15 protein-coding genes are annotated in these 15,193 nt (G+C 48.1%); 8 read left to right on the top strand and 7 right to left on the bottom strand.

What is annotated here, in order from left to right:
- Positions 1-99 precede the first annotated feature (99 nt).
- Positions 100-825, bottom strand: a complete 726-nt coding sequence (locus tag A6049_RS04155) for an alpha/beta hydrolase family protein (protein ID WP_240321303.1) — start codon at positions 823-825, stop codon at positions 100-102.
- A gap of 387 nt (positions 826-1,212) precedes the next feature.
- On the opposite strand from A6049_RS04155, the gene A6049_RS04160 reads away from it, so the two are divergent.
- Complete coding sequence (locus A6049_RS04160) at positions 1,213-1,959, top strand: GTP pyrophosphokinase (protein ID WP_063563616.1); 747 nt, start codon at positions 1,213-1,215, stop codon at positions 1,957-1,959.
- Positions 1,960-2,000: 41 nt separating this feature from the next.
- Complete coding sequence (locus tag A6049_RS04165) at positions 2,001-3,236, top strand: multidrug effflux MFS transporter (protein ID WP_063563401.1); 1,236 nt, start codon at positions 2,001-2,003, stop codon at positions 3,234-3,236.
- Positions 3,237-3,367: 131 nt separating this feature from the next.
- Here the strand turns inward: A6049_RS04165 and A6049_RS04170 are convergent, their stop codons facing one another.
- The gene (locus A6049_RS04170; RefSeq protein WP_063563402.1) at positions 3,368-3,961 is read right to left on the bottom strand and encodes a hypothetical protein; all 594 of its coding nucleotides are present in this window, start codon (positions 3,959-3,961) and stop codon (positions 3,368-3,370) included.
- A gap of 259 nt (positions 3,962-4,220) precedes the next feature.
- Here A6049_RS04170 and A6049_RS04175 point away from each other — a divergent pair, with 259 nt between their 5' ends.
- The 6 genes from A6049_RS04175 to A6049_RS04200 all read left to right on the top strand — a co-directional run bounded on the left by A6049_RS04175 (position 4,221) and on the right by A6049_RS04200 (position 12,101).
- The gene (locus tag A6049_RS04175) at positions 4,221-5,216 is read left to right on the top strand and encodes an iron-hydroxamate ABC transporter substrate-binding protein (RefSeq protein WP_240321304.1); all 996 of its coding nucleotides are present in this window, start codon (positions 4,221-4,223) and stop codon (positions 5,214-5,216) included.
- Positions 5,217-5,367: 151 nt separating this feature from the next.
- On the top strand, positions 5,368-5,988 hold the full coding sequence (locus A6049_RS04180; protein ID WP_063563403.1) for a flavin reductase family protein: 621 nt from the start codon (positions 5,368-5,370) through the stop codon (positions 5,986-5,988).
- A gap of 212 nt (positions 5,989-6,200) precedes the next feature.
- A complete protein-coding gene (locus A6049_RS04185) occupies positions 6,201-7,355 on the top strand; it encodes a type III polyketide synthase (RefSeq protein WP_063563404.1) in 1,155 nt (384 codons plus the stop codon).
- 41 nt (positions 7,356-7,396) lie between these two features.
- Complete coding sequence (locus A6049_RS04190; RefSeq protein WP_063563405.1) at positions 7,397-9,658, top strand: MMPL family transporter; 2,262 nt, start codon at positions 7,397-7,399, stop codon at positions 9,656-9,658.
- A gap of 210 nt (positions 9,659-9,868) precedes the next feature.
- Positions 9,869-10,888: an alpha/beta hydrolase family protein gene (locus A6049_RS04195; RefSeq protein ID WP_063563406.1), complete on the top strand. Its 1,020-nt coding sequence runs from the start codon at positions 9,869-9,871 to the stop codon at positions 10,886-10,888.
- A gap of 40 nt (positions 10,889-10,928) precedes the next feature.
- On the top strand, positions 10,929-12,101 hold the full coding sequence (locus A6049_RS04200) for a rhamnogalacturonan acetylesterase (RefSeq protein WP_095205960.1): 1,173 nt from the start codon (positions 10,929-10,931) through the stop codon (positions 12,099-12,101).
- Between the two features lie 138 nt (positions 12,102-12,239).
- On the opposite strand, the gene mnhG is transcribed toward A6049_RS04200, so the two are convergent.
- The 5 genes from mnhG to A6049_RS04225 are packed head-to-tail and all read right to left on the bottom strand — an operon-like array spanning position 12,240 to position 15,192.
- A complete protein-coding gene (gene mnhG, locus A6049_RS04205; RefSeq protein ID WP_063563407.1) occupies positions 12,240-12,632 on the bottom strand; it encodes a monovalent cation/H(+) antiporter subunit G in 393 nt (130 codons plus the stop codon).
- On the bottom strand, positions 12,616-12,900 hold the full coding sequence (locus A6049_RS04210; RefSeq protein ID WP_063563408.1) for a Na(+)/H(+) antiporter subunit F1: 285 nt from the start codon (positions 12,898-12,900) through the stop codon (positions 12,616-12,618). The genes mnhG and A6049_RS04210 overlap by 17 nt, the downstream gene beginning before the upstream one ends.
- A complete protein-coding gene (locus A6049_RS04215; protein ID WP_063563409.1) occupies positions 12,900-13,376 on the bottom strand; it encodes a Na+/H+ antiporter subunit E in 477 nt (158 codons plus the stop codon). Before A6049_RS04215 ends, A6049_RS04210 begins: the two co-directional genes overlap by 1 nt.
- A gap of 6 nt (positions 13,377-13,382) precedes the next feature.
- Complete coding sequence (locus A6049_RS04220; protein WP_063563410.1) at positions 13,383-14,861, bottom strand: Na+/H+ antiporter subunit D; 1,479 nt, start codon at positions 14,859-14,861, stop codon at positions 13,383-13,385.
- Positions 14,854-15,192, bottom strand: a complete 339-nt coding sequence (locus A6049_RS04225; RefSeq protein WP_024631879.1) for a Na(+)/H(+) antiporter subunit C — start codon at positions 15,190-15,192, stop codon at positions 14,854-14,856. Before A6049_RS04225 ends, A6049_RS04220 begins: the two co-directional genes overlap by 8 nt.
- Position 15,193 lies beyond the last annotated feature (1 nt).

Consider the following 15,193-nt stretch of genomic DNA (forward strand, 5'->3'; position numbering starts at 1 on the left):
AGTATACATCCACAACGCATGATCCTTCAAAATGAAGTTTATGATGCAAGCCCAATTTCCCATAGCAGCAAACTTGTTTAAATCATGCCTACTCTGCAGCTAAGGTGCTGCAAGCCAGTCAAACATATTGTTCACTGCCGCCTCATGCATCCTCTCCTGAAAACGATGATCCTGTCCCCCATAAGCATGAAATGTAACGTTGGCACCTCTACGTTTCAGCCAATGATACATCCGGGTTCCATGACTGTAATTCACCTGCGTATCAGACGTGCCATGCATGATCAGCACAGGACAATGGAGTTTGTGTGCCTTCGACAAGGGAGAACGGGCGAGATAAGCTTCCGGAACTGAACGTGGCGAACCGCCAAGCACCCTTTTCAAAGTACGTCTCAAGTCGGTTCGTTCATGATAGGTACGTTCCACATCGGCGACACCGCTCCAAAGCACCAGTTTATGTACCTGCTGAGGTCCTTCATTGTAGGTTGTTGCTGTATGTACGGCATTAATGGCTCCACGCGAAAATCCCATCATTGAAATTCGCTTCGTATCGGCAAAGGGCCACTCTTGCACAAGTCGGTAAGCGGCGTGTACATCTTCGACATCTCGTCCGCCATACTCGTCACGTCCTTCGCCACCTTCGTTACCACGATATGATGGAGCGAACACGATATAACCTTTATGGACAAATTGCTCCAGCCAAGCGGTATTTACCCCACCATAGTTGCCCAACCCACCGCGGCAATAGATCAGAACCGGCCAACGTGCATCAATACCGTCCATGGTGTGTTGTTCTACAGGAGGGTAGCGGCTTGCGAGCTGTTGCATCTGCATGGATTCTTGCGATACGGTGAAGCCTTGGAAGGCAGAGCTGCTATCGGTGTTTTCTAACGGCGAGAAGGCGGGTAAGAAGCAGCCGTCAGGCAGGCATAAATAGCCTTTTACCCGAAGCGCATCGGACGAATACGTCACATGATAGAGCAGGGGGATCGACCTCTTTCATCGGAAATGGCGTGCCAATTGACCATGATTCTTCTTTAGGATGCGCCTAAACGAGGTTCCCATACCTTTCCTCCAGCAACAGCCGTTCGGTGTGAGAAATTCGTTTATTGGCTCCATATGATTTATAATGGTTCAGGAGACATGTGAATTGACCTCTGTCCTCGTATTTATAAAACTAACTTTAGTGTGCACGAAGAAAGGAAGAAAACCATGATGAACGCTCCACATCCGATTGATCAATTCAAGAAATTTAAATATGAAATTACGAGATTTATGATGATTTATAAATTTGCTTTGGATCAAATGGAGACCAAAATCGAGGTGCTGAAGGAAGAATTTCAGTCCCTGCATGATTACAGCCCGATCGAACATACGAAATCCAGATTAAAGTCACCTGAGAGCATTATGAACAAGATGTTCCGCAAAAATCACGAGTTAACCTTTGAAAGCATCAAGGAAAATATTAAGGATATCGCGGGTGTGCGAATTACCTGCTCCTTTATCTCCGATATCTACCGGATCAAGGATATGCTGTGCAATCAAAGTGACCTGCGTGTGCTGGAAGTGAAAGATTATATCCAGAATCCGAAGCCAAACGGTTACCAGAGCCTTCATCTTCTGGTTGAAGTGCCTGTTTACATGTCTAATGGACAGGAGCGGGCGTGTGTGGAAATCCAGATTCGTACGATTGCGATGGATTTCTGGGCGAGCCTGGAGCATAAAATCTTTTATAAATACAATAAAGATGTTCCCGAGCGTTTAACGAAAGAACTCAAAAGTGCAGCAGACTCTGCCAATGCACTGGATCAACAAATGGAGAGACTGCACCGGGAGATTCAGGAGATCAAGGACGCCGAGAATGAGCGGGATGAAGAAGAACTACGCCGGATTATCATTAACAATCAACAGTTCACACTACCATCCAACCTGCTCAAGCTGTTAGGAAACGGGGAACAATAAGGAAACGTGAACTACCGCAGGGAAAGGAATATGTTATTCATATGAAAAGTACACCAGCTTCATTAAGCACCAATTCTACATCCCGTGTACGTATGGCATTGATTCTGGGGACACTGTCGGCCTTTGGGCCGCTGTCCCTGGATATGTATTTGCCAGCACTGCCTACACTGGCCGATGAATTCCAGTCATCCACTTCGTATGCCCAGCTCAGTCTAACGGCATGTATGGTCGGACTGGCCGCAGGGCAGCTGCTGGCTGGACCTCTAAGTGATGTACGTGGTCGTCGTGCGCCGCTTATTGCAGGTCTTATTCTCTATACGATCGCCTCCATACTCTGTCTGGTCAGCCCAACGATGGGCTCTTTTGTTGTGCTGCGTTTCATTCAGGGTGCAGCGGGAGCTGCGGGAATTGTCATCTCGCGTGCAGTGGTGAGGGATGTGTATTCCGGGCCGGAGCTAACACGTTTCTTCTCACTCTTAATGCTGATTAATGGGGTCGCACCCATTGCTGCACCAATTATCGGCGGGCAATTGCTTGCGTATACGTCGTGGCGTGGCGTATTTATTTTGCTGAGTATCATCGGGATTTTGACTTTAGTTGCTGTCGTGGTTGGTCTTGGAGAGACACTGCCTGCAGAGCGACGATCTAGCGGAGGACTGAAGCAGACGCTGATTACATTCCGCAAAATTGCAGGGGATCGCCTGTTCATGGGATATGCTTTAACCCAAGGGTTTGTATCTGCTGGTATGTTTGCCTACATATCGGGTTCGCCGTTCGTGCTTCAAAAAATATATGGCATTTCCCCGCAAATGTTCAGTATCTGCTTCGCCATTAACGGTCTGGGCATCATATTGGCAAGTCAGATTGCCGGAAGACTTGCAGGTAAAGTATCAGAAACTCGTCTGTTGATCGCAGGACTGATAACTGCTGCTCTGGGAGGAACATCGCTGCTCATCGCCATTCTAGCAGGAGGTAATCTGATTTCGGTCCTGATCCCGTTATTTCTCGTGGTATCCAGTGTGGGGCTGGTTAATACGGCTTCCTTCTCACTGGCGATGGCTAATCAAGAGAAATCAGCAGGCAGTGCATCAGCACTTATTGGGGTTATGACGTTCCTATTTGGTGGTATTGTCGCTCCGCTTGTAGGTCTTGGAGGAGAAGGCACAGCTGTGCCAATGGGCATTGTAATCGCTTGTGCGGATCTTGGTGCATTGCTGATTTACGTTGTTATGGTAGGAAAGAACGGTAAACGTCAGGGTGAAAAACGCCTGGCGTGAAATGTATTGCATTGTTGCTGTGATTAGATAAATGCTTGCTGATAATACGAAATAATGTAGCCATAAAAAAGCGCTCCAATTGGAAGGTTCTGTCCTCCAACTGGGGCGCTTGTTCTATGTGTGAACGTGATCTAGCAGAGAGCAAACAAAATCTGTGTATTGAGCAAAATACCTGGAGTCAGGAACGGATAGAAGTAACCAATGACAAAACCGAACAGATTGGTGGATGGCCACATTAAGTAAACGTCATTGTATGTGAATACGAGAGACCAGCGGTTATAACAGAAATTTTGCAGTACACGTTGCTCAGGATCACGAGGTGTTGCTACTCCTGATTGAGCAAATTGCACAGCCTGTGTCAGATTCTGTGGTTGTTGCTGGATAAATAGTGGTAGAAGACCAGGGCTGCTTTTGATCAGGTTATACAGAAAAACCATCTCAGCCGGGGGCTGACCTACTGGGCGTGGATAAGCGCTTAGAAGGGTAGGCAGATTACCTTGTGATAGCTGAGCGGGCACACCCGGTGCCGTACCGGGTACGCCTCCAGGAAAGTAAGGAGGTTGACCGCCACTACCTCCGCCGGGAATGAATGGGGGATAGGAACCTGGTGATCCCGGAAAACCTGGCACAGGCTGACCTCCTGGAGCGCCTCCTGGGAATAGTGGGGGCAATTGAAACGAACGATCCTCATCATATCCTGAATAGGTGTTATAAACGTAATCCATGTACGAACATCCTTCCTGTCATCGTATTCTGGAATTAGCTTATGGCGGCATCCGCCTAAATGTGAATTGTTCGAATGAAGGGCTTTCGACCTTAAAAGGCAAAAGCTGCATTGACAACTTCGTTGATAACAATTATCATTGTCAATGGAATTGGACAAAAGTACATACCAGTATTATATGCATGAATAATGTATAAACGTCTAAGTCTGTCATAACAACTCATTCCATTGAGGTGTTCATATTGAAAGGGGATAGTCACTTGTTTAAGAAAAATAAAAAAATGGTCATGCTTCTGATCACTGTAATGGTCATGTCCATCTGGCTGGCAGCATGCGGATCGAAGCCAGCAGACAACGGTACAGCAGCAGGAGAGAACAATACAGCAACGGAGACAGAGACACAGACAGAAGCTCCGACAGAACGTACATTGACAGATGCAATGGGTCACGAAGTGAAAATCCCTGCAAATCCGGAGCGTATCATCGCTTCGTATCTGGAAGATAATCTGGTTACACTTGGCGTTAAGCCAGTTGCCCAATGGTCCGTAGCCAACGGAATCCAGGAGTATCTGCAAAAAGATCTGGACGGCATTCCAACGATTGCCTTCGATCTTCCTTTCGAAGCGGTAACAAGCTTCAACCCGGATCTGATTATCATCGGTTCCGGAAGTGTGGTTGAAGGCGAGAAATACGCACAATACAGCAAGATCGCGCCTACTTATGTACTTGGCGACGAAGTCAACAGCGACTGGCGCAAAGCGCTGCTGAAAATCGGCGAAATTCTGAATAAAGGCGATGAAGCACAAAAAGCGCTGGATGATTACGAAGTGAAAGCCACAGAAATCAAGGAAAAAATCAATACCGTTACAGGTGGAACGAAATCGGCAGCGGCCATTTGGTTGGTTAGCGGCAAATTCTTCATCGTAAGTGACAATGTATCCAGTGGTGAAGTGATGTACAAGGAACTGGGTCTTGCTGAGCCTGAAGTTGTGAAAGAAATCTCTGCTAATGCGACAGGTAACTGGTCTTCCATCTCGCTGGAAAAATTGGCGGAAATGGATGTAGACTACTTGTTCTTTGTGAATAGTGATGAAGGTACTGGTTCAGAAGCACTGAAAGATCCGGTATGGCAAAGCATCCCGGCAGTGAAAAATGGTAACTTATTCGAATTTACCCGTTCGAGCAGCTGGTTGTATAGTGGAGTTCAAGCGAACCTTCAAATTATGGAAGACATTCAGAACAGTATTGTAAAATAATAGATATCAAATACGAATCCGAATGTGTATACTCCTTGGTGCGATGAGCACCAGGGAGTTTTTTGTGATTTCAACATTTTACGATATATAATTACTAATGAAGTGAAGCTCGTCAGTATCGTTTTACAATTACGGAAGGGGATAGCTAATGATGTATACTTTGGATCCGCGAGAATTGACGGGCAGAGATAACTATAAACTGATGAGTGGTTCGGTGGTACCGCGCCCAATCGCATTTGTGACAACACTTTCTCATGATGGTAGCGTCATTAATGCAGCGCCCTTTAGTTTTTTTAATATAGTCAGCTCTGACCCGCCGATATTATCCATATCCATCGGTCGCAAGGATGGCGTTATGAAAGATACGGCTCGCAATGTGCTTTCCTTGCAAGAACTGGTAGTACATATCTGTGATGAATCGATTGCTCTTGACATGAACGAGACTGCTGCCATGCTGGAGCCCCACGAAAGTGAGCTGGAACGGACAAATCTAACGACTGTACCAAGTACGGTGGTCTCCGTACCAGCAATACAGGAAGCACTCATTCGGATGGAGTGTAAGTTGTATCAGCATATACTGATATCGAACGATGAGGGAAAACCTGTGAGTGATTTGCTTCTGGTTCGCATTGTACAATACCATTTCAGTGAGAACGTGTATGATCCTGCCACCAAATATATATTGATGGATCAGCTGAAACCGATTAGCAGACTGGCTGGAAATGACTATGCCAAACTTGGCGAGAGATTTACGGTGGTAAGGCCGGAGTAGCAGCGGAGCAGGCTGAACGATCTATTGAAGAATGGGTCCGGATAAGATAATAATAATCGTCGTTTAATAAGGCGGACAACATGTGCGGAATTCGCATATGTTGTCCGCCTTTGCTTGTTTCGTGAACATAAAGGGGGCAAGCCCTGAATAGACTTGTACTATATCCTGCACATGTGACAAGAACCCATTTATATATAAGGAGGTTGGAGCCGATGAACCAACTTGATGGAACCGTAGCCGCAAGTATCATAGGAATTGGAACGGCATTGCCTGTTCACCGCATTGAGCAAAAGGATGTGTCTGCTCGGCTCGCACAAGCGCTGGAGCATGAACCGGATTCCAGACGATGGGCCAAGCGAATATTCAACCAGTGCGGTGTCGAGACGCGTTATTCATGTGAGCCGAACCTGCTGGAGCCAGTAGAGTCTTGCCGTTATCTGCCCTTTACCCAGGCGGAGAACGTTCCGACCACAGCCGAACGTATGGCCAAATATAAGGAAGCAGCCGTTCCGCTTGGAATCCAGGCAGCGCGTCAGGCACTCGAGGATGCCATCGTTTCGACTTCAGAGATTACACATCTCATTACCGTCAGTTGCACAGGGCAATTCCTGCCCGGTCTCGATGTTCGGCTGATTCAGCAGCTTGAACTATCGCCACGTATTAACCGGATTCCGCTTGTGTTCCAGGGATGCGCCGCTGGTCTGAAAGCTGTACAGTTAGCAAATTCAATTGTGACGAGTGAGAAAGACGCTACAGTTCTTATCGTATGTGTGGAGCTGTGCACCCTTCATTTTCAGCCTTCCGCTAAGCGGGATGACCTGTTCGCAGCCTCCTTCTTCGGTGATGGCGCATCTGCCTGTGTTGTGGGCCTGTCCGGAACAGGACGCAAAGAACTGTTCAGATTGGGTAGCGGGCATTCCGTGTTGCTGCCAGACTGTTCTGAAGAGATGATCTGGGAAGTGGGCAATACCGGCTTCGATCTGTATCTCTCGCCACAGATTCCGAAGCTGCTGGGTTTACATCTTGGTCCAGAGGTTGAACGATTACTGAACGGCAGCGATCTACCAGAAATCTGGGCGATCCACCCCGGAGGCAGAGGTATTGTGGATGCGGTGCAGAAGCTGTACCAGCTGTCAGATGAACAGGTCGCTTACAGCCGAAACATTTTACGGGATTATGGAAATCTATCCTCTGTGACGATTTTGTTTGTTTTACAAGCCATCCGCGATGATTATCGTAAAAATGAAGAAGCTTCCAGCGGAATTGCACTTGCATTTGGACCGGGTTTAACAGCCGAATTGCTTCCTTTTACTTATGTTCCTGCATCCGTTGAAGAAAGAGAAACAGTGAATCAAGGCGCAATTTAAAAGAATCGGAATTACCAATCTGATAGCAGAGGAGCTTGGGTATGGGTTATCGCAGCCTTGCTGTCCTCATTAGCCGATATCCGCGGTTCATCATTCTCTGCTGGGTGTTTGTCATCGGGATGTCAGCCATCTGGGCATGGAAATTGCCTGGTATTGTTCAGGATCATGGATTGAACTTGAACCAGGGAGATGCTCATGCTGTAGAGCTTATTCTGGAGAAAGAGTTCCATGTTCCTGCTGATCCGGTTATTCTTCTATTTGAAAAAAAGACAGGCACTACCCCCGTCGAATTCCGGGGCTGGATTAAAAATCGTCTGCAACAGGTGAGTACACTGTCAAGTGTAACGTCCATAATCTCTCCGCTTGAATCACGTGGAAGCCGGATGCTGCGGGGGGATGTGGCCTATGCTTTGCTGGCGTTTGATGTACCGCCTCACAAGATGGGTCCGCCGCTTGAACAGCTGCGTTCCGTGCTTACAACAGACGGTACGGGAACGATCCAAATAACAGGGAAATCCGTTGTACAGCAGGATGTAAATCGTCTCAGTTTTCGCGATTTGGAACGGGCAGAGATTGTGGGATTGCCGCTTGCCTTCGTCATTTTGTGTTTTGCATTCAGAGGTCTTTATGCAGCGCTAATTGCAGTCATTATGGGAGTGTCCGGCGTCATAACGGCAATGGGAGTTACATCCCTAATGGGTTACCATCTGGCGCTCTCCAACTTTGTGATCAATGTTATTCCGATGGTGGGAATGGCGCTCAGCATAGACTTTGCTCTGATAATTCTCAGCAGATACCGTGAGGAACTCCAGCGAGGTCAGAATAGCGAAGAAACAGGTTCGAGGGCCGAGGAAGTTCTCCAGAGAATGCTGCGAACAGCAGGCAGAGCCGTATTCTTTTCTGCTGCTTGTGTGCTGTTAGGGCTGCTCGGTCTGCTCTGGATTAGACTGCCGATGTTTCTGAGTGTATCCCTGGGAGCCATTGTCGTGCTCGTCATATCGGTCCTGCTGAATATAACACTGCTGCCAGCCATTCTATCCCTCTATTCTGTGCGAATCTTTAGACAACATTCCGGGCATTCCATCTCTTCAAAGCAGGGCCAGCATCAACAATCATTGCCTTCACGTTCGATCTGGTCATTCTGGTCAGGCATCATTATGAAACGGCCGGTTCGGATGGCCTTGCTTGGAACGGGTGCGCTGCTTCTCTTTGTTCTACCGGTTGCCCGGTTAGAGATCGCCATTCCGGATGCTTCTTCCTTGCCTGGCAGAATGGAGTCTCGTCAAGCGACTGAGCAGATCCAGAGTATTTTTGGACAAAAGAATGTATCTGCTGTAGAGATTGTAATTGGTGGAACGGGAGAGCCGTTGACCACATTTCATTGGCGAATGGCGTTGAGTAAAATGCAAGAGCTTCAGCAGGATTCGAATGTGGTGGCTGTTGAGTCCGCGTGGGGGATCATGCTGCCGGACAAGCTCTCAGGCCAATCTCAATCTTATATTCAATCTCAAATGAACATCTTATCATCATCTTTGCGTGAGGCACTGAAAGAAACCACATCTCAGCCGCCTGCATGGCTGCGTTCATATGTGTCCGACTACTCTATTCGTATTGTGGCTACCATTCACGGAGCACCGGGTTCCGATGAGGCTGCATCCTGGCTCGAACAGATGAGGGCCAAGGACAGCGCTAACTCCATTCCCTTCATACCTCTGCGTTATGGGGGAGAAGCAGTCATGCAACATGAAATCATGCAAGAAGTTTCAGGTCAACTGCCCAAAGTGCTGGTGTTTGTTGTGGTATCGAATTATCTCGTATTACTCGCAGCATTCCGGTCACTGCTCATTCCAATCAAAGCCATTCTGATGAATCTGCTCAGCTTGGCTGCTTCATTCGGCGTGCTCGTACTGGTCTTTAATCAGGGCCATTTTGGCATGGAGCCATCTGCCATTGCCATTATGATTCCCGTGTTCATTGCTGGGCTTGTCTTTGGTATTTCGATGGACTATGGCGTATTTATGCTGACCCGCATCCAGGAGGTATACAGACGAACAGGGGATAGTGATCTGGCCGTACAGCAAGGACTGGCTTCAACCGGACGTCTGATTACATCGGCGGCGGCGATTCTACTGGCAGTGACTGTGCCTTTTGCGTTTGCTGACGTGGCGGGTGTCAAACAGCTGGGAATCGGAATTACAGCGGCGGTGTTCATTGATGTAACCATTATCCGCCTGGTGCTGGTACCTGCACTTATGAAACTGATGGGCAGATGGAACTGGTGGCTACCAGGGCACAGGGAATAAAAGGCCGGATTAAGAAGGATGTTCTCGGAGCCTGAAGATCAGGTATGCGAGGATATCCTTTTTTTCATCAAAATAGTGTGAATTCAGCCCAAAACAGGCAATAATGTTCAATTCACCGACTGTACCGTGATTTATAATAGACTGGACAAGTCCAACATATATTTTCTTACATACGTCTATCATTTGAATCCACAGGAGGGATGAACGGTAATGTCGGATATTGAATCTTATCTGCAAAAACAAACAAGCCCGCGTGGACGCTCTGCGTACCAGACGGGTCAATCTCTTGAGCAATGGCGCAGCCAGTTGCGAGCACGGATTATAGATCGGCTGGGCGGCTTCCCATCCGTGGTGTCGGAGCTGAATCCCGTATTGCTCGAACGCACCTCATGTGATGGCTACATTCGTGAGCGGGTTGAGATTACGACCTACGCGGGGTTGCGCATGCCTATCTATATGCTGATACCGAATTTGGTAAGCGCTACCAAAGAATCACGCCCAGCCATTATAGCCTGCCATGGACACGGGTATGGTAGCCGGGAGATCTCCGGCATGGAACCCGACGGTTCACCGCGTAGAGGAGTGCCTGGCTTGCATAAAGACTTCGCCGTCGCCCTTGTACAGCGTGGATATGTGGTTGCCGCTCCTGAAATGCTTGGATTTGGTGACCGAAGGTTGGAGGAGGATCGGGATGCACCACCCGGCGCTAGCTCCTGTACCAAAATTGCCGCCCATCTGCTCATGACTGGGCAGACCCTGGCCGGGCACCGAATCTATGAAACGATGCGTGTGCTGGATTACGTAACTACCCGTCCTGAAGCTGATCCAGTGCGGATCGGCAGCATGGGCATCTCGGGTGGTGGACTCGTGACAGCATTCACTGCTGCATTGGATGAACGGTGCCGTGCGGCTGTGGTGAGCGGTTACGCTAGTACTTTCCAGGGCAGCATATTGGACAGAAATCATTGCCTCGACAATTATATTCCAGGAATTCTGCGGGAAGCAGAGCTGCCGGATATCATAGGTCTGATCGCACCCAGGCCGCTATTTATTGAAACTGGAAGTGAAGATCAGGTATTTCCGCTGCCAATAGCAAAAGAAGCCTATGCACGTTTGACAGAGATCTATGAACAGGCGGGAGCACAGAAATGGCTCGATGCAGACTTTTTTACAGGAGGCCATGAGATCAGCGGAGCGAAAGCCTATGACTGGCTTGATAACGTTCTGTAAGGCAATCATACAAATGAACCTTTGAGAGGAGAGTTTAGTTATGAAATGGTCAAAATCCGTGCGGTATTTGCTCTGTCTTACCCTGTTTACTAGTCTGATTGGAGGTGCTCTGGCAGCTAATGGCGGACAGATCGCCCAAGCTGCGGCGAATGAGTACAAATTTGATTTTGGTGCTGGTGCAGTTGAGAATGGTTACACTGGTGTATCAGCAACGGAGGCCTACAATTCAGCAAAAGGTTATGGATTCAATACACCTGCTAATATGCGTAATGTATCTGCATCTGGAACGGGCGTTGCAAGTGATGCCGTTCAGTTTGTCACCTTTGGCACGAAGAGTACGAATACGTTTAATGTGGATCTGTCCAATGGTCTCTATGAGGTCAAAGTGGTCCTGGGTAATACTGCAAGATCGAGTGTGGCGGCAGAAGGTGTATACCAGATCATTAATATGACGGGGAATGGGGCGACCGATCAATTTCAAATTCCGGTGACGGATGGACAGTTAAATCTACTGGTAACAGAAGGGAAGGAAGGCACGGCATTTACACTCAGCGCACTTGAAATCCGGAAAATATCGAATCAGACGGTGACGAACCGTACGATCTATATTGGTGGCGATTCGACGGTCTGCAATTACTATCCACTCAGCAGCAGTGTACAGGGTGGCTGGGGGCAGCTTTTTCCTTCCTACGTGAATACCAGTACATTTCAAGTTCGCAATATGGCCTCTAGTGGTCAATTTGCAAGAGGTTTCCGCGATGATGGACAGATGGAAGCAATTTTGAAGTATATTAAGCCAGGAGACTACTTTATTTTGCAATTAGGGATTAACGATACCAATGCCAAGAACAATACAACCGAAGCAGAGTTCAAGGAGATCATGCGTGACATGGTCCGTCAGGTCAAAAATAAAGGAGCCACCGTCATTCTATCGACACCTCAGGGTCGGGCAACTGATTTCAATTCAGCCAATGTGCATACTGCGGAGAATCGCTGGTACAATGCATCTACACGTGCACTGGCTCAGGAAGAGGGCGTGACGCTTGTAGAACTGAACAAACTCAGTTCGGCTTATTTCACTTCCATTGGACCGGCTGCAACACTGGCCTTGTATATGACAGGAGACACGCTGCATCCGAATCGTGATGGTGCTGCTCAGCTTGCACGAATCGTTGCTGCTGATCTGAGAAGACAGGGACTGAATGGATTTTGATCCGGTTAAAATAAAGCTTCGTTCCGCTGCTCCTCGAACATAGATTGGACTTAACTGAATCGTATAGCCAAAAATCCCCCCGGGACAGCCAAGTAATATACGGCATGTTCCGGGGGGATTTGATTGTTAACCAAGTGACTATTCCATCATATCATTGGCCTCGTGGTTGACCTTTTTACCTTTTAAAAGTGGCTCAAGTTCATCCTGTACACTTTGTTCCCATAGGGGTACGTCTGTGCGATAGGCAGCCCGTCCGTTCAGATGTCCGGCTACCGGTGCTGTGATAAATACAAACACAATGCCAAGCAATACCCGAGCACTGATATAGTTATCGAAATACCAGAAGAAGAGAAACGTTCCGCTCAGTACACAAAGTACACCGAGTGTAGTACTTTTGGTGGCGGCATGTGCCCGTAAATAGACATCTGGCAGTCGGATCAGTCCGAATGCACTAAATGCGCTCAGTAATGCTCCCAGCAAGACAATGAGCCCAATGACAATTCCGGCGGTTCCATCAACGATCTCCTTCATTTTTGAATACCGCCCCCCGTTCAATATATCGTGCAAATGCAACTGTGCTTAGAAAAGCGAGTATGCCAATCAACAGAATAATATCCAGATAAGCTTGGGTATGCAGCATCATGGATAGAACAGCCACGATGGCAATGACGTTAATACCGATCGTATCCAGTGCCGTAATCCGGTCGGCCATGGATGGTCCCCGTAGCACCCGGTACAGACAACCCAGGATCGCTAGGGAGAGAATAAGCAAGGAAATGAACAACATTGAGGATAACATTATCGTGTCACCTCCATAATGGCTTTTTCGAACGTATTTTTGATATCATCACTCATTTTCTGTTCGTCTTTGATATCCAGCGCGTGTATAAATAATTTGCGTTGATTCCCTGAAATTTCAAGTGGGAGGGAGCCTGGCGTCAGTGAGATGAGCAGACACAGGAGTGTAACTTCCCAGTCGGAGGACAGCTGTGTCTGATAGGTAAATATGCCGGGCCGAATATCAAGCTTCGGCTTTACAATCTGGCGAATAACTTCAATACTGGCCCGTACCAGTTCCTTGAACAGCAAGGCAATCAGCTTGATGATTGCCCAGACACGAACGATATAGAAGCGTTGTGGAAAGAATCGCCGCATGCTCCCAATCAATAGCAGACCCAGCAGATAACCCGTGAGAAAGCCAACCCCATTCCACTCATTATTCAGAAACATCCATACAAAGCCAATGATCAAATTAAGTACAATCTGAAAGGCCATACGCATCTACTCCTTCAAGACTGCATCAATATAAACATTGGGATGCAGCAGAATGTCGCCTGCGCGGGAGGTCAGTTGGAACATGCCCTCAGCCCCCACACCCATCGCGATGATGAACACAAACAGAATTCCGGCAGGGATGAGCAGGCCGTTCACGGCGTAAGGTCTTCTCACTGCGCCTGCCGGCGGTTCACCCCAGAACGCCTGGATGAAGATGCGAAGAACCGAATACAACATCAGCAGGCTGGAAAGGACGGCAATGCCTGTCAGTCCGTAGAGACCTGCCTGCAACCCGCCTTCAAATAACAACAATTTCCCAGGAAATCCACTGAACGGAGGAATACCTGCCAGCGCAAGTGCACTGATGAAGAACATCCAACCAAGCAGTGGGTAGCGGTGGATCAGCCCGCCCATATTGTCGAGTTTGGAGGTGCCTGCGACCGCGATCAGAGCGCCTCCGAGCAGGAATAGCAGTGTTTTGATGAGCATATCATGCAGCATGTAGAAGAGCAGACCTTCCAGTGCAGGACGGCTGGCAGCAGCCATCCCGAAGGCTACAAATCCCACCCCTGCAATCACGTTGTAGATCAGTATTTTATTGACGTCACGATAGGAAATCGCCCCGATTACTCCGAGTACCATGGTCGCTCCAGCCATCCAGCCGATAAGGGCATGGAAGAAATCCGGATCATGATAGAAAATCAGTGTGAATGTTCGCACAATGGCGTACAGGCCAACTTTGGTCAGCAAACCGGCGAATAGGGCGGTGACCACTGCCGGAGGGGCTGCGTAAGAGCCGGATAACCAGAAGAACAGGAACAGTCCAGCCTTGATACTGAATACGATCAGGAACAGGACAGCGATCAGGGTAATGACTCCACTCTGTCCAACTTCGGCGATCCGATTGGACAAGTCGGCCATGTTTAATGTGCCTGTAATAGAGTAAAGAAAACCAATAGAGGCAACAAATAGTGCAGAAGAGACAATGTTAATCAACACATACTTGATCGTTTCTCGTAGTTGTCTTTCCGTACCTCCCAATACGATTAGTGCATAAGAAGAGATGAGCATCAGTTCAAAGCAGACAAACAGGTTAAACAGGTCTCCGGTAAGAAAGGAACCGTTCACGCCTGCAATCAGGAAATGAAAGAACGGGTAAAAATGATGTTCTTCCCGTTCCTTATTCACACTGCGGAAGGCATAGAGCAGACACGCCAGTGCAATAATCGAAGCGGCCACGACAAGCAAGGCCGATACCATATCTGCAACAAGTACAATACCGTAGGGTGGTTCCCAGCCTCCCATATTGAGCGTCTGTATGCCGGACTGTGTCACTTGGGTAATCAGGACAGTTGAAGCGGCTGCGGTCAGCAAAAGGCCAATAACACTCACAACCCGCTGGATGTTTACCCGCCGGAAGAATAGAAGGGCTATAACCCCTGTAATCAGTGGCAGTAGAATGGGCAGAACAACGAGATTATTCATAAGGACGCCCCCTTACTTCTTCCATATCGTCTGTTTTCAGCTTCAGATAGGAACGATAGGAAAGTACAAAGAAAAAGGCGGTAAGTCCGAAATTAATAACAATGGATGTCAATATCAGCGCCTGGGGAAGTGGATCAACGTAGCGTTCAGCCTGCTCCCCAAGCAGCGGTGGTGCTCCAGTTTTGAGGCGGGACATCGTAATCAGCAGTAGATGCACCCCGTGAGTGAGTATGGACATGCCAAGCACGATCCGGAGCAGGCTCCGCGATAAGATTAAAAAGACGGCGACTGCAAACAAAATGCCAACGGCCACACACATCAATATTTCCATA

The sequence above is a fragment of the Paenibacillus sp. O199 genome (genome assembly GCF_001636635.1).
GTDB lineage: Bacteria > Bacillota > Bacilli > Paenibacillales > Paenibacillaceae > Paenibacillus > Paenibacillus marchantiae.